Source organism: uncultured Psychrobacter sp., assembly GCF_947495825.1.
Lineage (GTDB): Bacteria > Pseudomonadota > Gammaproteobacteria > Pseudomonadales > Moraxellaceae > Psychrobacter.
In genome coordinates this window covers 107,583-128,224 of record NZ_CANMAH010000001.1, presented here as the reverse complement: position 1 = coordinate 128,224, position 20,642 = coordinate 107,583, and the positions used below count along the sequence as shown (strand labels likewise).

At 44.2% G+C, this 20,642-nt stretch carries 18 protein-coding genes; 12 read left to right on the top strand and 6 right to left on the bottom strand.

The window, feature by feature from the left end:
* Nucleotides 1-10: 10 nt before the first annotated feature.
* The 6 genes from yejB (at nucleotide 11) to msrB (ending at nucleotide 7,998) form a co-directional block, all read left to right on the top strand.
* A complete protein-coding gene (yejB, locus tag Q0895_RS00535) occupies nucleotides 11-1,081 on the top strand; it encodes a microcin C ABC transporter permease YejB (protein ID WP_299184676.1) in 1,071 nt (356 codons plus the stop codon).
* Nucleotides 1,082-1,122: 41 nt separating this feature from the next.
* Complete coding sequence (locus tag Q0895_RS00530; RefSeq protein WP_299185323.1) at nucleotides 1,123-2,160, top strand: ABC transporter permease; 1,038 nt, start codon at nucleotides 1,123-1,125, stop codon at nucleotides 2,158-2,160.
* 1 nt (nucleotide 2,161) lies between these two features.
* A complete protein-coding gene (locus Q0895_RS00525; RefSeq protein ID WP_299184674.1) occupies nucleotides 2,162-3,859 on the top strand; it encodes a dipeptide ABC transporter ATP-binding protein in 1,698 nt (565 codons plus the stop codon).
* A 56-nt stretch (nucleotides 3,860-3,915) separates the two neighbouring features.
* The gene (locus Q0895_RS00520) at nucleotides 3,916-5,118 is read left to right on the top strand and encodes a low temperature requirement protein A (protein ID WP_299184672.1); all 1,203 of its coding nucleotides are present in this window, start codon (nucleotides 3,916-3,918) and stop codon (nucleotides 5,116-5,118) included.
* A 156-nt stretch (nucleotides 5,119-5,274) separates the two neighbouring features.
* A complete protein-coding gene (locus tag Q0895_RS00515) occupies nucleotides 5,275-6,591 on the top strand; it encodes an iron-containing alcohol dehydrogenase (RefSeq protein WP_299184670.1) in 1,317 nt (438 codons plus the stop codon).
* Between the two features lie 177 nt (nucleotides 6,592-6,768).
* Nucleotides 6,769-7,998 (top strand): peptide-methionine (R)-S-oxide reductase MsrB, encoded by a 1,230-nt coding sequence (msrB, locus tag Q0895_RS00510; protein ID WP_075103117.1) that lies wholly within the window; start codon nucleotides 6,769-6,771, stop codon nucleotides 7,996-7,998.
* 178 nt (nucleotides 7,999-8,176) lie between these two features.
* Here the strand turns inward: msrB and folE are convergent, their stop codons facing one another.
* Nucleotides 8,177-8,773 (bottom strand): GTP cyclohydrolase I FolE, encoded by a 597-nt coding sequence (gene folE, locus Q0895_RS00505; RefSeq protein WP_218612948.1) that lies wholly within the window; start codon nucleotides 8,771-8,773, stop codon nucleotides 8,177-8,179.
* A 343-nt stretch (nucleotides 8,774-9,116) separates the two neighbouring features.
* On the opposite strand from folE, the gene Q0895_RS00500 reads away from it, so the two are divergent.
* The gene (locus tag Q0895_RS00500; protein WP_299184668.1) at nucleotides 9,117-9,926 is read left to right on the top strand and encodes an enoyl-ACP reductase; all 810 of its coding nucleotides are present in this window, start codon (nucleotides 9,117-9,119) and stop codon (nucleotides 9,924-9,926) included.
* Between the two features lie 109 nt (nucleotides 9,927-10,035).
* The gene (locus Q0895_RS00495; RefSeq protein WP_075103120.1) at nucleotides 10,036-10,713 is read left to right on the top strand and encodes a YoaK family protein; all 678 of its coding nucleotides are present in this window, start codon (nucleotides 10,036-10,038) and stop codon (nucleotides 10,711-10,713) included.
* Nucleotides 10,714-10,801: 88 nt separating this feature from the next.
* Here the strand turns inward: Q0895_RS00495 and Q0895_RS00490 are convergent, their stop codons facing one another.
* Nucleotides 10,802-10,966 (bottom strand): hypothetical protein, encoded by a 165-nt coding sequence (locus Q0895_RS00490; RefSeq protein WP_178379358.1) that lies wholly within the window; start codon nucleotides 10,964-10,966, stop codon nucleotides 10,802-10,804.
* Nucleotides 10,967-11,383: 417 nt separating this feature from the next.
* On the opposite strand from Q0895_RS00490, the gene Q0895_RS00485 reads away from it, so the two are divergent.
* Nucleotides 11,384-12,805, top strand: a complete 1,422-nt coding sequence (locus Q0895_RS00485) for a DASS family sodium-coupled anion symporter (protein WP_075103121.1) — start codon at nucleotides 11,384-11,386, stop codon at nucleotides 12,803-12,805.
* Between the two features lie 104 nt (nucleotides 12,806-12,909).
* Here Q0895_RS00485 and Q0895_RS00480 read toward each other — a convergent pair whose 3' ends face one another.
* Nucleotides 12,910-14,082, bottom strand: a complete 1,173-nt coding sequence (locus Q0895_RS00480; protein ID WP_299184665.1) for a cupin domain-containing protein — start codon at nucleotides 14,080-14,082, stop codon at nucleotides 12,910-12,912.
* Between the two features lie 151 nt (nucleotides 14,083-14,233).
* Between Q0895_RS00480 and Q0895_RS00475 the strand changes: the two genes are divergently transcribed.
* Entirely contained in the window at nucleotides 14,234-14,425 is a 192-nt protein-coding gene (locus Q0895_RS00475; RefSeq protein ID WP_075103123.1) for an NF038104 family lipoprotein, read from the top strand.
* 164 nt (nucleotides 14,426-14,589) lie between these two features.
* Here the strand turns inward: Q0895_RS00475 and purB are convergent, their stop codons facing one another.
* From purB to mnmA, 3 genes are all read right to left on the bottom strand, one after another.
* Nucleotides 14,590-15,981 (bottom strand): adenylosuccinate lyase, encoded by a 1,392-nt coding sequence (gene purB / locus Q0895_RS00470; protein WP_075103124.1) that lies wholly within the window; start codon nucleotides 15,979-15,981, stop codon nucleotides 14,590-14,592.
* Nucleotides 15,982-16,144: 163 nt separating this feature from the next.
* The gene (locus Q0895_RS00465; protein WP_299184659.1) at nucleotides 16,145-18,016 is read right to left on the bottom strand and encodes a hypothetical protein; all 1,872 of its coding nucleotides are present in this window, start codon (nucleotides 18,014-18,016) and stop codon (nucleotides 16,145-16,147) included.
* Nucleotides 18,017-18,123: 107 nt separating this feature from the next.
* Entirely contained in the window at nucleotides 18,124-19,350 is a 1,227-nt protein-coding gene (gene mnmA, locus Q0895_RS00460) for a tRNA 2-thiouridine(34) synthase MnmA (RefSeq protein ID WP_299185322.1), read from the bottom strand.
* 261 nt (nucleotides 19,351-19,611) lie between these two features.
* Between mnmA and ispF the strand changes: the two genes are divergently transcribed.
* Together ispF and grxD are read left to right on the top strand one after the other, a co-directional pair.
* The gene (ispF, locus tag Q0895_RS00455) at nucleotides 19,612-20,115 is read left to right on the top strand and encodes a 2-C-methyl-D-erythritol 2,4-cyclodiphosphate synthase (RefSeq protein ID WP_075103128.1); all 504 of its coding nucleotides are present in this window, start codon (nucleotides 19,612-19,614) and stop codon (nucleotides 20,113-20,115) included.
* Between the two features lie 147 nt (nucleotides 20,116-20,262).
* Entirely contained in the window at nucleotides 20,263-20,613 is a 351-nt protein-coding gene (grxD, locus tag Q0895_RS00450) for a Grx4 family monothiol glutaredoxin (protein ID WP_058368655.1), read from the top strand.
* Nucleotides 20,614-20,642: the final 29 nt, after the last annotated feature.

The following is a 20,642-nucleotide window of genomic DNA, read 5'->3' as shown; positions in this document are numbered from 1 at the left end:
AGCTGCCATTATGGGTCGTTATATCTTAAAAAGATTGCTACTGATATTACCGACGCTATTTTTGATATTGTTGGCGAACTTTGTGATTGTACAAGCGGCGCCAGGCGGTCCTGTGGAGCAGCAGCTAGCATTGATTGAGCAGGGCGCAAAAGACAATGCGCTCGGTGGCAATATCGGTGCGGGCAGTGCAGGCGGCAATGATAGTACCTACCAAGGCACGCGCGGCCTATCTGAGGAGATGGTAGCCGCGATCAATGCACAATATGGCTTTGATAAGTCAGCGCCTGAGCGCTTTTGGCTGATGCTAAAGAACTACGCCCAGCTAGATTTTGGTGAGTCGTTTTTTAAGGGTCAGACGGTGTCCGATCTGATTATAGAAAAGCTGCCAGTCTCTATCTCGCTTGGGCTGTGGAGTACGCTGCTGATATATATGATTGCCATCCCACTTGGCATCTATAAAGCCATGCATCATGGCTCGGGGATTGATAAAGCCACCGCTATGTTGCTGGCTATCGGTCATGCGATACCTGTGTTTGTATTTGCTGTCATACTGCTAGTGTTTTTTGCTGGTGGTAGCTACTGGAATATCTTTCCACTGCAAGGATTAACCTCCGAGAATTTTGATCAGTTAAGTACCTTGGGTAAAGTGAAAGATTACTTTTGGCATCTGGCACTGCCGCTGCTAGCAAGTACCGTTGGTGGTTTTGCCGGCTTAACCTATTTGACCAAGTTTAGCTTTTTAGAGGAGCTGGGTAAACAGTACGTGCTCACCGCACGCGCCAAAGGCTTAGGCGCGCGTCAAGTGCTGTACGGTCATGTGTTTCGTAATGCCATGCTGATTATTATCGCTGGTATCCCCGCGGCCATCGTTGGGATTTTCTTTGCCGGTAATTTTCTTATTGAGATTATCTTTAAGCTCGATGGCTTGGGGCTGCTTGGTTTTGAAGCCATTCAGCAGCGTGATTATCCAGTGATATTTGGCACGCTGTTTATCTTTACCTTAGTGGGACTACTATTACAGCTCATCAGTGATTTAAGTTATCACCTAATTGATCCGCGTATTGATTTTGAGGGCCGCTAATGTCAAGTCAACCATTACCTTCGGCGCCTGCAAGTCCGTCTATGACGATGACAAAAAAACGCCGCTTAAGCCCTATCTGGCAAGCACGCCTAAACCGCTTTCGCCGTAATCGTCTTGGGGTCGTATCGCTTGCTATTTTTGCCCTGATATTTGTCCTTTGTATGGCAGCCAACGTGATTGCCAATGACAAGCCGCTACTGGTGCAGTATCAAGGCGATTATTATTTCCCTGTGCTAAAGGCCTATCCTGAGACGACGTTTGGCGGTGTGTTTGAGACCGAAACCAATTATAAAGACCCTGCGGTGCAAACGCTGATTAATGAGCAAGGCTTTTATGTGATGCCGCCCATTCCCTTTGCCGATCAGACGCCAAACGTTGCGCTGGGTCTGCCATATCCTGCGCCTCCCAATAGCCAAAACTGGCTGGGTACGGATGATTTGGGCCGTGATGTGCTGGCACGCATACTTTATGGCATGCGGGTGTCATTGCTGTTTGGTATCGCTTTGACGCTGGCAGGGGCGATGATTGGCATTGTCGTTGGGGCGATACAAGGCTATTACGGTGGCTGGGTGGATTTGGCAGGCCAGCGATTTATGGAAGTGTGGGGCGGGATGCCGCAGCTGTTTATGATTATTATTTTGGTCAGCTTGTTTAGTCCCAGCATCTTTATGCTATTTGCCATGATGCTATTATTTGGTTGGATGGGATTGGTCGGTTTGGTACGCGCCGAGTTTTTGCGGGCCCGTAACTTTGATTATGTCCGCGCAGCTCGTAATCTTGGGGTATCGGACAGCCGTATTATGATGAGGCATATATTGCCCAATGCCTTGGCTTCTAGCTTATCGCAGTTGCCGTTTATCTTAACGGCCAATATCATTGCCTTAACCGCGCTAGATTTTTTAGGGTATGGCTTACCGCCTGGCTCGCCGTCACTTGGTGAGCTGATGGTACAAGGCAAAAACAACCTTGATGCGCCTTGGCTGGCCCTATCAGGATTTTTTAGTCTGACTTTTATCTTATCCTTGCTCATCTTCGTTGGCGAAGCGCTGCGTGATGCCTTTGATCCGAGGCGCTCCTGATATGACAACTGATAAGATGATAAACGCCAATATGAAAACTGCTACTGAGCAAAACAACCGTTTAAACAACAGTCATAGCAATGTACAAAATAAGCTGATGCTAACCGTAGATAAACTTAGCATCGTTACGGACGCAGACATCGTCTTAGTCGATAAACTAACGTACGAGCTGCGACAAGGGAAGACATTGGCTATCGTCGGCGAGTCAGGCTCTGGCAAGTCGATCGCCAGTCTTGCACTGTTGGGCTTGCTACCAAATAGTTTGAGCGTCACAGGTGAGGTGCAGTTAGCAGACGCGACAAAAATGACAACATTGCCGATAAGCAATCATAAAACACGTGATGCAGCGCTGCGCGCTATCCGTGGTCAGCGCATTGCTATGGTGTTTCAAGAGCCGATGACAGCGCTGAACCCGCTGCACACCGTTGCCAAGCAAATTGTCGAGTCGTTGCGTCTAAGCAGCGTACCCAAAAAGCACTGGCGAGACAGGAGTATCGCCTTGCTAAGTGATGTCAATATTACTGACCCTGCTGACAAGCTAAGCCGCTATCCACATGAGCTGTCAGGCGGCCAACGCCAGCGGGTAATGATCGCCATGGCGTTGGCGCAGCAGCCTGATATCTTAATCGCTGATGAGCCAACCACTGCGCTGGATGTCACTCTGCAGCATGAGATTCTTGAGCTGCTAGATAGGCTCAAGCGGCAGCATCAGATGGCGATGATACTCATCAGCCATGATCTTAATTTGGTCAAACGCTATAGCGACAATGTCATCGTCATGCGCCAGGGCCAGACGGTCGAACAAGGGCCAACTGCAGATGTGTTTAATCAGCCAGCAGCCGACTATACTCGCACACTTATCGAGCAAGATTTTGGGCAAGCATTAGATCTATTTGAGGATGAAAGTCAGCGGCCAACCGTATTGCAAGTCAGTCATTTACAAGTACAGTTTCCAATTGAAAAAAGTCTGTTTGGCGGCGTCAAACGCTGGTTTGATGCGGTAAAAAACGTCGATATGACGCTGCAAAAAGGGCAGGCGCTCGGTATCGTTGGTGAGTCCGGCTCTGGTAAAACCACGATTGCCCTTGCGCTGAGCCAATTATTAAGTCATCAAGCGCGCATCAGTGGTCAGATTATGGTGAACGGCCAAGATATCGCGGTATTGTCTAGGAGTGAGCTGCGAAAATTCCGCTCGCAGATTCAGATGGTATTTCAAGACCCCTTTGCCAGTATCAACCCGCGTATGACGGTGATGCAGATAGTTGAAGAAGGGTTATTAGTACAAGGCGTGGATAAGGTCGCCCGCCAGCAGGCGGTGATGGATAGTCTGGCGACCGTGCACCTGCCTGCTGAGTTTGCGCAGCGTTATCCGCATGAGCTATCAGGCGGTCAGCGTCAGCGGGTGGCGCTTGCCCGTGCGCTCGTGATGCAGCCAAGTCTATTGATACTTGATGAGCCGACATCCGCGCTTGATAGCACGACGCAGGTCACAGTAGTCAATTTGCTACGAGAGATTCAAGAAAAATTGCACATCAGTTATGTGTTTATCAGTCACGATCTAAAGGTTGTGCGCGCTTTATGCCAGCATATTATGGTACTAAAAGAAGGCACGTGCATCGAGTCTGGACCTACTGAAGCTATTTTCGCTAATCCAAAGCATCCGTATGCCAAGCAATTATTGCAGGCGAGTATGCTTTAGTCTAAGCAGTTAGAATAAAATAATTATACGAATTTATAAAAACTGGAACACCATACATGCTAAGTAGGCTCAAAGTACAACCCATTCGAGCGCGTGATACCAGTGAGTCGCATAGGCCTTCGACCACGCTTGAGCTATTGTTTGACTTGGTCTATGTTATTGCCGTAGCGGCGGCGGCCCATGGTTTTTACAGCCGTTTAAGTGAGCATGACTTATCAGGGTTTTTGACCTTTATTGTGGCATTTTTTATCCTTTGGAACGCATGGACCAGCTTTACTTGGTTTGCCTCAGGATACGACCCTGACGACTGGTTTTATCGTATATCCGTGATGTTTCAGATGTTTGGCTCGTTGATGATAGCAGCCAATATTCATCAATTTTATGAGCAAGGATTGACATGGATTGGGGTGACAGGGTATGCCATTATGCGGCTGGCGAGCTGTAGCCAGTGGTGGCGCGTTTATCGGCAAGTACCAGGTCATCAAAAAGTCGCTTGGCGTAGTATGGTGGGCTTGCTAGGCTTACAAGCCTTATGGATAAGTTGGCTGTTTTTGCCCGCGGCTCTACAGACGCCTGCTTTGTTTTTATTCATCCTAGCAGAGCTACTGATGCCAATCTGGGCGCGTTCAGAGCAGTTTGATAACTGGCATCCTGGGCACATTGCTGAACGTTATGGCCTGCTTACCATTATCGTATTGGGCGAGGGCGTGGTCGGGGTTAGCAATACCATTCAATATTTTTTAGCCAACTCTTCTTCCGCCGCCAGCTCTATTATGTTCCTAGGCTCAAGCTTAGTCGCGTTGGTGTTTTCGTTATGGTGGCTATATTTTATCGTACCCTTTGATAGAATTTTAAACAAAGAACGTCGCCGTCATGATTTGTTTTTATTTGGCTATGGTCACTTTTTTATCTTTGCCTCGATTGCAGGTCTCGGCAGTATGCTCAATTTGGTTACAGAATCTGTCGCTGGTGATAATGGCAATGTGATATCACAAACGTATGCGATGGGGATGCTAAGTGGAATGCTCAGCGTATTTTTATTGACCCTCACTATACTGCGGGAGCTGATGTGCCGTAAATCAAGTCGTAATATGATGGCGATACTAATGGCCTTTGTGATAATTGGGCTAAGTTATACTGCCGTGGCGCTAGGCTTACCGATTACTTATGGTATTTGGCTGATCATTTTGGCGCCTGTAGTGATGATTTGGTATTTTGGTCAAGACAATAAGCATTGGTTAGCCAAAGAGCACGTCTGATAGCTAAGGATTTATCAGACCAGGGATTTATCAGATAACTGTTTGTCAGTTAATTAAGGACACATCAGTTCACAATAATAACTATATTTCAAGAAATATACTGTCACAATGATGCTAGACAGTAGTTAGTTATAATGTGATTAAAAGGATTTTTTTATGCCCTCAAAAAAACAAAACCCTATTGCTAAATTAATAAATACCGATGGTTTGCAGCACGCAGGTTATCTGGCGGTTGCCAAGACTCGCGCCAAGGCACTAAAAGCCTTTTCTTATGTGGTACCTATTAGAAGGCCAATGTTATTCGTCGGTGAGACCTCTTGTGAGGATCTATGCGATATGCTTATCAGTGAAGGTAGTAGCAATGTATTTATTGTCACTGATGCGGTGCTTAACAAGCTTAGTATTTCTGCCAAAATCGCTGATTATCTAGATAGTAAAAACATCAGCTATCATGTCTACGATGGCATCACGCCAGATCCTACTTTTACCGTCGTTGAAGAAGGTTTGAGCCAATCTATTGACGCTCAGTGCGACTCAATTATTGCCATCGGCGGTGGCTCGGTCATCGATGCAGCCAAAATGATCGCTATGGCACAGGGAAATAAATGCACACCGCAGCAGCTTATTGGTCTTTTTAAAGCGAAAAAACCCTCTATGCCATTATACTGTGTGCCAACGACAGCTGGTACGGGTTCAGAAGCGACATTGGGAGCAGTCGTATCCGACGATAAGACCCATCAAAAGGCCTTGTCTATCGACCCGAAGATGGTGCCATTAGCTGCAGCCATTGATCCAACTATTATGCAAGGTATGCCAGCACATATCACCGCCGATACGGGTATAGACGTGTTGACACATGCCCTAGAGTCTTGGATGAGTGCCAATGCCAGCGTCGAGACCGACTATTATGCTGCCTCTGCGGTCAAATCCGTTATGGAGTATCTGTCAGTCGTATACAAAGATGGTGGCAATCTAAAAGCCCGTGAAGAGATGGGAATAGCGGCGCACTATGGCGGTATCGCTTTTAATAAAGCGGGTCTTGGTTATGTCCATGCTATCGCACATCAGCTAGGCGCATACTATAGTATTCCTCATGGTCGCGCCACTGCCATCGTCCTGCCTTATGTTCTCGATGTCAATCGACAAGCGTGCCAAAAAAGACTGGCGGAGCTGGCCAAAAAAACTGGCATGGTAAAGGACGGGCAAGCTGGCAATAGTGACGCTGAGATTGCCGATCATCTTATCGCGCAAGTACGAGAATTGATTGCCACTTTAAACATCAGTCCAACGGTCAAAGGTATGCAAAGTAGTGACTTTGATAGCATTGCGAAAGCTGCGGCTAAAGAAGTCAGTGACACCTATGCAGTTCCGACTTATCTGTCTAAGTCTGAGATTAAAGACATCTTAATAAAGATCAAGCAGGCCAGTGAGGATCGGATGAGCAAGAATGAAAGTAACGACGAAGCTGCATAATAAAGTAAGCCTTAGTAAGACAAGGTATTACCAGTTTTGTGTATGAGGTGTTCTTAATTGGTTGAAAACTTATCAAAAGCCCTTCATATATAATGATACAGGAATCTTTTAGTATTGCTTATTTTGGGTGCTTTTTAAGGGTTCTATAATTTTATAACGTTACTGTTAGGAAATCTTATGAATCGAAAATTAAAGACGAGCGCTGTGGTTATGGCTATCGCGGCAAGTAGCACTCTTTACGTTGGCTGCGCTTCTACTGAGAACACTGCTACTGTAAAAAACACGCCCATTGATAACCCTTATGCACCTACTGATCCAAATTTGGCAGTGGCTACTGTAGCTGGCGGCTGTTTTTGGTGTGTGGAAGCGGGTTATGAAAAGATACCTGGTGTGATTGAAGTAGTATCTGGTTATGCTGGTGGACAATCTACCAATCCAACTTACAGTACAGTATCAGCAGGAGGTACAGGTCATACTGAGGCGGCTCAAGTGTACTATGATCCAACGAAAATCACTTACAATGGCATCGTGCAAGCCTTATGGCGAATTGCTGATCCTACCGATGATAAAGGTCAGTTTGTCGATCGCGGTACGCAGTATCGTCCAGCTATTTTTTACCAAAATGAGCAAGAAAAACAGATAGCCGAGTCGGCTAAGCAGTCGTTGCAAGCTTCGGGTGTTTATGACAAACCCGTCGTGATTGAAATTGTTCCTGCCAGCGATTTTTATCCGGCAGAAGAGTATCATCAAGATTATTATAAAAAAAATCCGTTACGTTATAAGGTCTATACCTTTAACTCTGGTCGTTACCAGTTTATAGAAAGCGTGTATGGTAAAGATTATGAGCTGGACTTTAGTCAGTTTAAGCCAACTTCTACTAGTGTAGAGTTAGGAGTGGAAGATAGCGCATCGAAAGTGCTAACTTTAGAAGAGACAACAAAATTGGGCTTTAATCCAGATAATTTTGTCAAGCCCTCACAAGTTGAGCTAAAAAAGTCGCTGAGTAGCATTCAATATAAAGTCACGCAAAAAGATGATACTGAACGCGCCTTTGATAATGCTTATTGGGATAATAAAGAGCCTGGATTATATGTAGATGTAGTATCAGGTGAGCCATTATATTCTTCACGTGATAAGTACAAATCTGGCACAGGCTGGCCGAGCTTTACCCGTCCTTTGGATACAAGCTTCGTCATAGAAAAAGCAGATCGGGGTATATTTGGCACTCGTACCGAAATTCGTAGCCGCTATGCCGACTCACATGTCGGTCATGTCTTTGATGATGGTCCAGCACCTACAGGCAAACGCTATTGCATGAACTCAGCGGCATTGCGTTTTATTCCATTAGCGCAAATGAAAAAAGAGGGCTATGGTAACTGGATTGATCAGGTCAAACCAGTTAGTTAATGCCGTCTTATTAAATTTAAGAATCGCTCACTACTGTCTAAATAGCATAGTGAGCGATTTGCGTCTGTGAGCGCTCAACGATTGCAGTATATCAACTACAGTGATGGCCTAAATTAGCACTATTGAAACTGGCACAAAAAAGGATACTTAAGTATCCTTTTTTATTGTCTATCAAAGACTAGAAAGCTGGCTGACGCTTGGGCACCGCCCCTAAGAACTCATTACGTGCTTGATTATCGTGTACATATTCACCAAGCATCGCTGTACTACGAGTGGTTGAATGCTGCTTACTGACACCGCGCATCATCATACACATGTGTGATGCATCCATCACTACTGCCACACCGCGGCAACCAGTTACATCCATAATGGTTTGAGCCACTTGCTCACTTAAGTTTTCTTGAATTTGCAAACGACGGGCGAACATATCGACGATACGAGCAAACTTTGACAACCCTAATACGTGTCCATTAGGCAAATAACCAATATGAGCGATACCGTGAAAAGGCAACATATGATGCTCACATAGCGAGTAAAATTCAATATTTTGTACCAATACTAGCTCACGGTTGGTCGATGGAAATACTGCATCGTTGACGACTTCATCTAAGCTTTGATGATAGCCTTCGGTCAGATGAGCAAAAGCCTTTGCTGCGCGTTCGGGAGTATCTTCAAGACCAGGGCGCGCCAAATCTTCGCCTGTTGAACCAATCAACTGACGGTAAGATTCGATACTTTCTTGATGTTCTGAGATTATGGTTGGGGTGTTACTCATAAGTTTGGCAGCCATCCAAAATGTAGGTGTAGCTTAACGCTAAATCCTTGGTCATAAACAACCGTTATAAAGGATTTTTATAAAAATGTGCAAGCTGGGAAGGGCTACGATTATACTTGAAATCGGTGCAACTTCATACCGCTATAGACAATGCTAAACTGCTTAATAAATGAGAGCAAATATAAAGCGATAATAGTTTACGACTGTTTACTTATTTTGAATCGTGTATAATGAGTCATCTTTTTACAATGACATTTGCTACTTCTTTTATTGTAGCGTCAATGATTGACTGAATTACTTCACCTTAACTTTCATCATTTTAATCTGTTAACAAGGAAATACTATGCTACTGCAAGGACAACGTTTCGTCGTAACTGGCATCGCAAGCAAGCTATCTATCGCATGGGCTATCGCTGAGGCATTGCACCGCGAAGGCGCCTCATTGATCCTAACATATCCAAACGACAAGATTAAAAAGCGTGTCGATATGGCAGCTGAGCAGTTTGAAGCTGACTTGGTGCTAGAATGCGATGTGGCCTCAGATGACTCTATTGCTGCTTGTTTTGAGCAAATTAGTAATCATTGGGGCGATGGTATAGATGGCGTGGTCCATGCAATCGGCTTTGCACCGATGGATCAACTTGATGGCGATTTTGTCAGTGCCACTACTCGTGAAGGCAGTCAGATCGCTCATGATATCTCAAGCTATAGCTTTGTTGCATTAGCCAAAGCCGCTCGCGAATTGCTGGCTATGCGCCATGGTTCTATGCTGACGTTGACTTATGAAGGTAGTATTTCAGTCCTGCCTAACTATAATGTCATGGGTATGGCAAAAGCAAGCTTGGAGGCCAGTGTACGCTACCTTGCTACTTCTATGGGCGGTGAGGGTATCCGTGTCAACGCCATCTCAGCAGGACCTATTCGCACTCTTGCAGCCAGCGGCATCAAATCCTTCCGTAAAATGCTTGATATCAGTGAAAAAATCGCACCGCTACAGCGCAATATTAATCAGATGGAAGTCGGTAATGCAGCACTATTCTTGCTCTCACCTTGGGCGTCTGGTATTACCGGTGAGATTATGTTTGTTGATGCAGGCTTCAACACGGTTGCTATTAGCGAGCAGTTGATGATGCTTGATGAAGAACCAAAATAACTGTGTTTAATCATAGATTCTATAGTTTGTAATATATTGAAGACAGCCAATTGGCTGTCTTTTTTGGTTATACTATGAGATTTTAAGGATAAGTCTTTAGGCCACAGACATGATAACCAAACTACCAAAGTGGATACTGTGGGGCGGGGCGGTACTAGCGTTTAGTGCTGGTTGTGTTAACACCGCAGCACTCATGGGTTTTGCCAGATTATCTGTCTCGCATGTCACAGGCAACGTCAGCTTGTTTGCAGCAGCTATTGCTTATTTAGACGCTCGTAGCATCTTATATATTGGTGCGCTATTACTGTCCTTTTTGGCAGGCGCAATACTGAGCGGTTTCGTGATTGGTCAGACTTCTTTGAAATTAGGTAGACGTTATGGGCGTGCCCTATATATTGAAGCGGCGTTACTATTACTTAGTTACTGGTTATACCAACAGCATGATTATTTAGGGCAGTTGACTGCGGCAATGGCTTGTGGATTACAAAACGCGATGGTAGCGACTTATAGTGGCGCCGTCATTCGTACCACACATTTGACAGGCTTGACATCAGATATGGGGGCAGCGATTGGCAACTGGCTAGCGGGACGATCAATTAGCAAGCCTACGCTAGGGTTTCAGGCCATCATTTGGTATTGCTTTTGTGGTGGCAGCGTTGTAGGAGCATTGTTATATGCTAGCGTTGGTTATGGTGCGCTATTATTACCGATAAGTATTGTTTTGATAGCTGCAATTGTCTATAACCGTGCTTCGGATCGTCTGCCCGAAAGGAGAGACTCGATATAATAAAGGTGTCTACCGAATCAATCGATAGACGCCATTGTCTATGCTTATAAATGAAATAAGGTCGCTATAAAAACTACAGACTCAGCTCTTATTGTTCTTTATCTTCTTCATGATCTTCATGCTCATGCAAACCTTGCATCATATCGAGCGCGCAATCATCAGTACGCTGCTGATCTTCTTTATCAAGACCATCTTGATTGATATCTTTTGGTGCCATTTTAGTGGTTGCGTCGGCTTTTTCACGATTGGCCATGGGATACTCCTGATTGCCTTAATGTCTTGTAGTACAACTATCAATACTACGATGACATTTTATAAAAGTTACTAATATCACTTAATTTATATCATTTATATGTATATGAGTCATATTAATCTACTCATTTAGTATGAGTAATCTTTGATTGCTTGTACAGCGTTAGACTGAACCAATTTGGTGACGATGTGTAACGCTAAATAAGGGAAAGATATAAAGATTATTGGTAGTCAAAAAAGTAATCAATGTATCTTACAGACAAAGATTTTTATAATCATAAGAAAAATACTGTCAGACCAAACTCTGTTATGATAGCCACGTATTTTTAGCGGTGCTACAAAAATGTAACCAGCTATCAAAGTACGCTTTTATTTTTACAACTTTCAATAATGTCTCTGGGCGCAATAAGGACACTCTATGTCAGAGCAAAAACTAGACAGCCATCTTCCGGATGATGGCAACGAGTATTTATTTACCGATACCTTTCCAAAAGGTACTGGAAAAGGGCTGATAGTGGTCGCCGTTGCTGCGATTATTAGTATGATTATATACAACGTATTACCGTTTGATATAAATGCTAATAAAGGCCTCGCCATGCTGTTTTTTATCGGCGTATTATGGCTAACCGAAGCGGTACATGTAACGATTACTGCTCTTTTAGTGGTGGTGGTAGGCGCATTAATCGGCATACCTGAATTTGATGCCAAGATAGGGTTGCAAAGCTTTGCAAGTCCGATTATCTATCTATTCTTTGGTGGTTTTGCTTTAGCGGCAGCTCTACATGTACAACAATTGGACAAAAAAATTGCCCTTAAGATACTATCAATGTCTGGTGGTAATCTTGGCACAGCGGTCTTTTTAATATTTGCTGTAACCGCATTTTTATCAATGTGGATATCGAATACAGCGACTGCTGCAATGATGTTGCCATTGGCTCTTGGTATTTTAACGCAGGTCGATCGTGAAAAAGATCGTGGTACCTTTGTGTTTGTATTATTGGGTATCGCATATTCTGCCAGTTTGGGCGGCCTAGGTACCATCGTTGGTTCGCCGCCTAACGCTATCGCTGCAAAAGCCTTGGACATCGCTTTTGTTGATTGGATGAAGTTTGGCGTACCGATGATGTTGGTACTACTGCCACTATTGTTAGGTGCTATGTACTTTGTGCTCAAACCTAATCTAAACCGTAAAGTTACGGTTGCACAAGAAGCACCTATCAAATGGAACAAACCTCGTATATTGACTATTATTGTCTTTATCGTGACAGCACTTAGCTGGATATTTTCCAAAAAAATTGGCGCTGCACTCGATATTGCTGACACTGATGCTATTATTGCCTTGTCTGCAGCTGCAGCGGTGGTTAGTTTAGGCTTGGTATCTTGGAAACAAGTATCAGATAATACTGACTGGGGCGTACTCATGCTCTTTGGTGGCGGTATTGCGTTATCGACAGTATTAAAAGTCTCTGGCGCCTCGTTAGTACTTGGTGAGACAGTCGCTAACGCGTTATCCACAGCGCCTATTATTTTAGTAATGATTGCGATTTCAGCGTTCATTATTTTCTTAACAGAGTTTGCATCTAACACAGCCTCTGCCGCGCTATTGGTGCCAGTATTCGCTGCTATCGCTGAGCAGATGGGCTTGCCACATGAAGTGCTGGTGTTGGTCATCGGTATTGGTGCATCGTGTGCCTTTATGCTACCAGTAGCGACGCCGCCGAATGCGATCGTCTTCGGTACTGGTCTAATAAAACAATCAGAGATGATCCGTACAGGTGTGATACTAAATATTATTGCCACCTTTGTAATCGGACTATGGGCATACTTTTTCTTGATTTAATGATGTGTGAGATAACAAAAACCGATATCTGAGTCTTCAGATATCGGTTTTTTATATAATGCTGATTGTGTATCAGCCAGTTGTTTATAGAGACCAATTAAAGGCTACTCAGTATAATCAAGCCAAACCCAGCCGTTTTCTAGCCATTCGCTTAACTCGTCTGGATCGATATCGGCCACATCTTGATAAGTCAAACGCTCGCCATTTGCCAACCGTATTAGTACCGCCGCTGCTGCCTCATCGATGCCATCAAGGCGTTGACCATTGGCATATAATGTGATGTTATCGTCATTTTGGGTATAGAGTAGGCGATTAGTATAATCTGCCTGCAGTGTTGCCCCATCAGATAACGCTTGCATTAGCTCGTCAGTCTCCAATGTCTCCTCTGGTACCAACGCATCATATTGGCGTTTGCTGACGACCTCAGACACTGCTTGACCAATGATGTCGTCGCCGCGCTCAGACTGCAGCATTTGTAATAGTTGGCCCTTAATCGCCTCAATGCTATCTGCTTGCAACTCACCCGACGCTTGCAGCCCTTGCGGCAATAGCATCGGAATAAATAAATCACTGTCATTGGTGGCGATGTCAGCCAAGCTGTCGATGATTTGCATGAGGTTGGGACGACGACAGCCAAATGAAAACGTCAGGCAGTCATCTTGCGCCACCCCAAAATGCGAGAGCTTTGGCGGTACATAAAGCACATCGCCCGCCTCTAGTATCTCATCAAAGATAATCTCGCCCATATCGTCAAACACCCGAATCGGCTCATCTGCCACAAACTCAGTGTCTGTATCACAAAACTTGCCGAGCTGCCAGCGTCGCGAGCCAAACCCTTGCGCCAAAAACACATCATAATCATCATAGTGCTTGCCAACCGAGCCACCAGCAGGCGCGTATGAGACCATAATATCGTCGCGCTGCCACTGCGGAATAAAGTCAAACGCTTGCCACAGTTGCCCAAGCTCAGGCGACCACTGCTCCATATTTTGCACGAGTACGGTCCACTGCGCTGGTAGGTTATCAAAATCGCTTTCAGCCAATGGGTTTTTTTTAAGTTGCCATTGCGGCATATTTTTTTGTTTGGTCGCGGCTTGAGTGAGCAGACGCGCTGAAGCGTCTTCTTCCAAAGCCAGACCAAGCATATCTTCTGGCTCAAACATACCGATCAGCTGCGGTAGACCTTGCTTAATCAAGAGTGGTTTTTTTTGCCAATACTCGTTCAAGAATTGTTCAGATGTCATTGAGTCGGGTAAACAAAGGGGAATTGAGGTCATTGGTAAATCCATATTCAAAAACAGGTATAAGATTAATAGTGAGGAGTACTTTATAGGACGGTTTTAATAGTTTATGATTATCGCTTATCTGATAGCGAGCATTACAGCACTAGTGACTGCTTCAGAACATCCCATTAATCGTAGGACATTTATGAAAAAATTACATTTTATCGTCATTATCGCTAGCGCATTTTTACTTCAGGCTTGTGTACATAAGATAGTAACGGTACCTGCTAAAGTCGCGTATAAAACCACTAAAGGCGTAGTAAAAGGCACGGTTGCGGTCGGTAAAGCCATCATACCGGGCGACAGTGACGACGATGATAAAAAGGATAAAAAATAAAACCTTACTTATCATCTATGAGTTTTTAAGACAATCATAGCATTCAAAGTAAGGTTGTTTTTTTATAGACTTAGGCGAATATACAGTCAGTTTGTCCAAATAGAAATGAGGCATTTGCGCCTCATTTCTATTGCTTTAAGGTCTTAAATTCACCTTAGCAAACTTTATAGCTTTGCCATCCAGTCTTTGATAGCGCGTGCTTGCTCAGCAGCGTTACCAGTATAAGTAGCTGGCGTAAGCTCACGTAGACGTGCTTTGTCACTATCAGTTACCGCGGACAACTCGTCACTGTCTACGAAAGTAAGCATCGCTTCACGCGTCATGGCATTGCCACGGGTTAGGGCTTTTAATTTCTCATACGGGTTTTCGACCCGGTAGCGACGCATGACCGTTTGAATTGGCTCTGCCAATACTTCTTGTGCCTGATCCAAGTCATCATTTAAGCGCTGTGGATTGACTTCTAATTTGCCCACGCCTTTTAGGCACGCATCAAATGCAATCATACTTTGCGCCAGACCAACACCGATATTACGCAGTACCGTAGAGTCTGATAAATCGCGCTGCATACGCGAGATAGGCAGCTTTTCCCCTAAGTGCGCTAGCATGGCATTGGCCACGCCCAAGTTGCCTTCTGAGTTTTCAAAGTCAATCGGGTTGACCTTATGCGGCATGGTTGACGAGCCAACTTCGCCGTCTTTTAGGCGCTGCTTAAAATAGCCTAAGCTTATATACTGCCAAATGTCACGGTTAAAATCGATCAATACCGTGTTAAAGCGTTTGACTGCATCAAACAATTCAGCGATATAGTCATGTGGCTCGATCTGCGTGGTATAAGGGTTGAAAGTCAGCTCAAGGCGCTCGGTGATAAACTGCTCAGCATGGCTTTGCCAGTCGACTTCTGGATAGGCCGATAGGTGAGCATTGTAGTTGCCGACCGCACCATTTATTTTACCTAATAGCTCAACCTGACCGATTTGCTTGATTTGGCGGGCGAGGCGATAAGCCACGTTTGCCATCTCTTTACCTAGCGTCGTTGGGCTGGCAGTTTGACCGTGCGTACGTGACAGCATTGGCTGATCGGCGTGCGCAATGGCTAACTCAGCGATACTGTCGGTCACTTGCTGCATTTTTGCAACCACAAGCTCACGGCTGTCTTTTAGCATCAACGCGTACGATAAGTTGTTAATGTCCTCACTGGTACACGCAAAGTGAATAAACTCCAAGCTGTCTTCTAGCTGCTGATTGCCGCGAAACTTATCTTTGATAAAGTACTCAACGGCTTTGACGTCGTGATTGGTCGTCGCTTCGATGTCTTTAATCGCTTGCGCGTCGCTTTCACTAAAATCATCAACGATACTGTTTAAAAATTCATGGGTGTCGGCATCAAACGCTGCTAATTCGCCAATCGCGCTGTTATCCGCCAATGACTGCAACCAGCGAATCTCAACGGTGACGCGAGCTTTAATCAAGCCAAATTCAGACAAATAAGGACGCAAGCTGTCGGCTTTCGATGCGTAACGACCGTCGATTGGGGAGAGTGCGGTAAGTGGAGTCATAGTGATGCCTCGATAGTTATGAGATAAAAAATTGCAAAGGTATAGCTACTAAAAATTGCTATATAAGCACGGGGTAAAAATAGTTGCGCGTAATATAGCAGAAATGCGAATGTAAAAAACCCGTCTATTCATATAACTTTATATTTAAGGTGTACTTTTATATTTAAGGTGCATCGACAGTATCTGATTGCGTTGTCCCATACTGAGTATTAAAGTAAAAACTACGGTGAGTTCTGGCACTTAAGATTAAAGGTACTGTTTTCACTGTTCCGTTTTCTCCGATCGGCACACTATCGCTCGCATAATCGCTTGCCTGATAACTAGGATTAGCGAGTTTCGACGTTACTTTGGCATTGTTGTCGCCTTTTTTTTGGAGAATGTCGCGCATGACAAAGTTGTTAATATCGATATTGGCACGGTTGGTTGCAGTGATCTTATAAGCAATGCAATTCCCAGGCTTAATATCTGCACCCGCCCCAGTCTCTGAGCTAGAAAGGGGGTCTTTGCTATAAGTGAGACTGGTAATATCAGTCACTTTGCAGTCATTAGCAGCCTGTTCTTTTTCTAGCACTAGAGCTACGTTTTGATCAATAACTCTACCAAAGTTATTATTTTGATACTCATATTTCGCATTCTCTAACGTAATTGTCTTTTTATTAGTCGTCGTACGAATAGGGTAAGTAGTACCGCTTCTTTCTTCTAATAGACAAACACTAGCTTGACTACCAAGGTCAGTTATAGGGACTTTAAGTTGGTATGTACCAATATCGCTACCAGAGGATTTTACAGATTGTGCGGCATATGTGATGGTTGGATTATCACAGCTATTGACTATTTTGACTGTGCTACCGGCAATACCAGATTCGAAAGCACTGTTAAATAGCCCATTAAAATAATTGGGTCTATTGCTGTAGGCGCCGCTCGTTATGTTTGCGTTACTAGCATCTGCCTCTGCAGCAGTAATACCACCATTGTCATCAAATACAATACCAGAAAAGACATAGTAATAAGGAGTGCTTTCTATACCAAAGCTGATCCATTCATTATATGTCTCTCCAACCACATCGGCCTCGATAGCACTGTTGCCTTTCATAATGCCTTCATAGGTTAGCGTTACCGACTCTGCATTTCTGACTGCAATCACATAATTGCTTTTTGAGTTTTCGATACCATAGCTTACATAGCTACTGTTATTAGGGATAAGAGTATTAGTATTTAGAGGAGAGTATGAGTTTCTATTATTAGGATTGGTGGAGCTGTCTTTTAAAATATTTTCAAAGGTAGGAGTTGGAGGTAATGTACCTCTTTTTTGCGCGCCAAAGCTCACTTCACCGCTATTATTGGTGCTTGGCGTAAATGAGCTACTGTTACCCGTACCGTTTAGGGCTGTTAAGCTATAATAGTAAAGGTCGTTATTGCCACCACTGAAGCTATCAACACGTAGCTGCGGCTGACTAGTCGCATTATTAGAGCTAAAGCTATTGCGTGATATCCTCTTACCCATAAAGTAATCACCCATGGCGCCAAAAAAATAGCCAACGTCAGGGTTTTTTCTAACCGTCGCTTCTACAGGCAGATTGATCTGAGAGTTTTGAGTAAAGCTTAAGGTTTGACGAGCAATCTCAGAGTTACCACCTGTGGTATAGCTGGTTTGACCAATCTTTATGGTGTGTAAAGAAGTGATGTCATCAGGCGTAATAGTTATCGTATAAGTAAACTTATCTCTGTCATTGCCAGCATTGACCTCATTTTTGATTTCGATACCATTGTCGCCAACTCTAACGCTTGCGCCATTGTAACCGTTAGCTGCCCCTGCGGTGATCTTAAACTTACCCGTGGCATTTTCTGCTGTTCGGTAAGTACCTGATGCAATACTGCCTGGCACTGTCTCTGTGTCGCGAATAAATGTGCCAAAATCTGTAGGAATAGCTTGAGCAAATAACGGAGTAGTAACAACGAAAAAAGCAATGATCTGACTTTTGAATGTTGAATAAGATTTTACAGTGTTCAAAACAGGTATAAAGCGGCCAGTCATGAAGTATCCTATAAGTGTAACTGATATAACTAATACAATTGAAAATTTGCAAGCTACCATTTATGAGCTATTATTTTTAGCTATTCATAAGTATTGGTAGAAAATAATTAAAGCCCGCATGGCGCATCAATAGAGGCAATCACCCCGCCACCAAGACATACCTCATCGATATAAAATACTGCTGACTGACCTGGCGTCACGGCGCGCTGCGGCTCATCAAATACGGCTCGTACTTCACTGCCATCTGAGTTTGTGGCAAATACATGACAAGCTTGATCTGGCTGACGATAGCGAGATTTTGCCATGCAGCGTAATCCTTCGGCGCTAAATATATCTGTAGGCGGTAGACCATCAATCCAGTCGAGCTTGTAAGCTTGCAGCTCATTACTCATAAGCATCGGATGCGCATGGCCTTGACCGACGATAAGACGGTTTTTGTCCAAGTCTTTTGCTAATACAAACCAAGGCTCTTCAGGACGGTCTTTGACACCGCCAATACCGATACCGCCACGTTGACCTAACGTATAGTACATCAATCCATCATGAGTGCCGATGATGTGTCCGTCGTCAGTCACGATATCGCCTTTTTGCGCAGGCAGGTACTGCTGTAAAAAGTCCTTAAAACGGCGCTCACCAATAAAGCAAATGCCAGTTGAGTCTTTCTTTTTAGCGGTGACAAGATCATGCTCTTCAGCGATCTGACGTACGACTGGTTTTTCAAGCTCACCCACTGGAAACAAGGTCTTGGCAATTTTGTCACCACCAACTGCATGTAAGAAGTAGCTTTGGTCTTTGTTGTTGTCCAGGCCACGCAGTAGCTGTGCAACTAGCGTGCCATCGCTATTTTTGTAGTTGACACTACGGCGTGTATAGTGGCCTGTCGCAATATAATCAGCCCCAAGGGTCAGAGCATAGTCTAAAAACGCCTTAAACTTGATCTCTTTATTGCACAAAATGTCAGGATTAGGCGTGCGCCCCGCTTTATATTCTGCTAAGAAGTGCTCAAACACGCGGTCCCAATATTCCATGGCAAAGTTGGCCGTGTGCAACTTAATACCGATTTTGTCGCACACTGCTTGCGCGTCGGCGAGGTCGTCCATGGCAGTGCAGTATTCAGTGCCGTCATCCTCTTCCCAGTTTTTCATGAAAAGACCCTCTACCTTAAAGCCTGCTTGCTGGAGTAGGACGGCTGATACAGAAGAATCAACGCCACCAGACATACCGACGATCACATGCTTGGCGCTGGGGTTGTCGATATCAGCAAGCGTCAAAGGGCGCTGGATGCTAAAAGAGTCAGAAGCTGATAGGGTTGATGTATTTGGCATGACAGACATAGAACGGCTCAACTTTTTATACCTTGTCCAAAGTTTGAAATACTACTGAATTAAGACAACTACTAAAGTTAATAAGCTTAGTAAGTTGACAGAATATCTCATCTTTTGAATTTGGTTTATTTTTAGAGTAGGTATGATGATAAAATAAAGGCTATATTATACCAGCTAATTGAAACTGGTGGCGACCTATGGCATCTTACTGCTTGGAAAATTCAGATAGTAGTTTTAAATTATTTTAATCACGCTTATTTTGGGATAACAATGATAAAAATTGGTCAAGGTATTGATGTCCATGCGTTTCACAATAATGGTCAACAGCAGCAATATGTCATACTAGCGGGCGTGCCTATCGAGCACAGCCATAGTCTACTTGCGCACTCAGATGGTGATGTGGTACTACATGCGCTTGCGGACGCGCTATTAGGTGCATTAGCGCTTGGCGACATCGGTCAGCACTTTCCTGATACTGACGCGGCACATGCGGGTTTAGATTCTCGGGTATTGCTACGCTACGTCTATAGCAAAGTTCAAGAGGCAGGTTATATGTTAGGCAATGCCGATATTACGGTGATGTGTGAGCGCCCAAAACTTGCCCCACATAGTTTGGCCATGCGCGAAAATATCGCCAGTGATTTGCAAACTGCCATCAACAATGTCAGCATTAAAGCCACAACCACAGAAAAACTCGGTTTTACAGGTCGGCAAGAGGGTATTATGGCTAGTGCCGTGGTATTATTGGTCCCTAATGTTGTCGAATCTAGGTAGCGTTATTCTAACAAATTGGCCGCACCAAATGATATTCTGCTTGTAATACTGTGATGGTCGCCCCATGTATCTACCATATGTTTACCTAATTATTAATTAGCACAGCTTTTTCAATTTCAATGAACTGCTTTATCAATAGGAGCTTTTATGAGTGAGCAAACCCCAAATACCGCTGCAAATGATGTTGAACAACTGATTCGTGATCAGATCAAAGAAAATAAAGTTCTTCTATATATGAAAGGTACACCGCAATTTCCGCAGTGCGGATTTTCTGCGCGCTCTATCGAAGTATTGACCCAAATCGGTCGTCCGTTTGCGTTTGTTAATATTTTAGAAAATCCAGAAATCCGTGCGACCTTACCGAAAGTTGGTAACTGGCCAACGTTTCCACAGCTATGGATTGATGGTGAATTAATGGGCGGGTCAGATATTATTCTTGAGATGTATCAATCAGGTGAGCTAAAGCCGTTGGTTGAAGCAAATAGCCCTGCTGCTTAACGACTTATCGCTTTTTTGGACTACTTTAT

Bases quoted from the DNA above. Each gene is read 5' to 3' on its own strand.
- yejB (WP_299184676.1), top strand. From the start codon at position 11: ATGGGTCGTTATATCTTAAAAAGATTGCTACTGATATTACCGACGCTA.
- Q0895_RS00530 (WP_299185323.1), top strand. From the start codon at position 1,123: ATGACGATGACAAAAAAACGCCGCTTAAGCCCTATCTGGCAAGCACGC.
- Q0895_RS00525 (WP_299184674.1), top strand. From the start codon at position 2,162: ATGACAACTGATAAGATGATAAACGCCAATATGAAAACTGCTACTGAG.
- Q0895_RS00520 (WP_299184672.1), top strand. From the start codon at position 3,916: ATGCTAAGTAGGCTCAAAGTACAACCCATTCGAGCGCGTGATACCAGT.
- Q0895_RS00515 (WP_299184670.1), top strand. From the start codon at position 5,275: ATGCCCTCAAAAAAACAAAACCCTATTGCTAAATTAATAAATACCGAT.
- msrB (WP_075103117.1), top strand. From the start codon at position 6,769: ATGAATCGAAAATTAAAGACGAGCGCTGTGGTTATGGCTATCGCGGCA.
- folE (WP_218612948.1), bottom strand. From the start codon at position 8,773: ATGAGTAACACCCCAACCATAATCTCAGAACATCAAGAAAGTATCGAA.
- Q0895_RS00500 (WP_299184668.1), top strand. From the start codon at position 9,117: ATGCTACTGCAAGGACAACGTTTCGTCGTAACTGGCATCGCAAGCAAG.
- Q0895_RS00495 (WP_075103120.1), top strand. From the start codon at position 10,036: ATGATAACCAAACTACCAAAGTGGATACTGTGGGGCGGGGCGGTACTA.
- Q0895_RS00490 (WP_178379358.1), bottom strand. From the start codon at position 10,966: ATGGCCAATCGTGAAAAAGCCGACGCAACCACTAAAATGGCACCAAAA.
- Q0895_RS00485 (WP_075103121.1), top strand. From the start codon at position 11,384: ATGTCAGAGCAAAAACTAGACAGCCATCTTCCGGATGATGGCAACGAG.
- Q0895_RS00480 (WP_299184665.1), bottom strand. From the start codon at position 14,082: ATGACCTCAATTCCCCTTTGTTTACCCGACTCAATGACATCTGAACAA.
- Q0895_RS00475 (WP_075103123.1), top strand. From the start codon at position 14,234: ATGAAAAAATTACATTTTATCGTCATTATCGCTAGCGCATTTTTACTT.
- purB (WP_075103124.1), bottom strand. From the start codon at position 15,981: ATGACTCCACTTACCGCACTCTCCCCAATCGACGGTCGTTACGCATCG.
- Q0895_RS00465 (WP_299184659.1), bottom strand. From the start codon at position 18,016: ATGACTGGCCGCTTTATACCTGTTTTGAACACTGTAAAATCTTATTCA.
- mnmA (WP_299185322.1), bottom strand. From the start codon at position 19,350: ATGTCTGTCATGCCAAATACATCAACCCTATCAGCTTCTGACTCTTTT.
- ispF (WP_075103128.1), top strand. From the start codon at position 19,612: ATGATAAAAATTGGTCAAGGTATTGATGTCCATGCGTTTCACAATAAT.
- grxD (WP_058368655.1), top strand. From the start codon at position 20,263: ATGAGTGAGCAAACCCCAAATACCGCTGCAAATGATGTTGAACAACTG.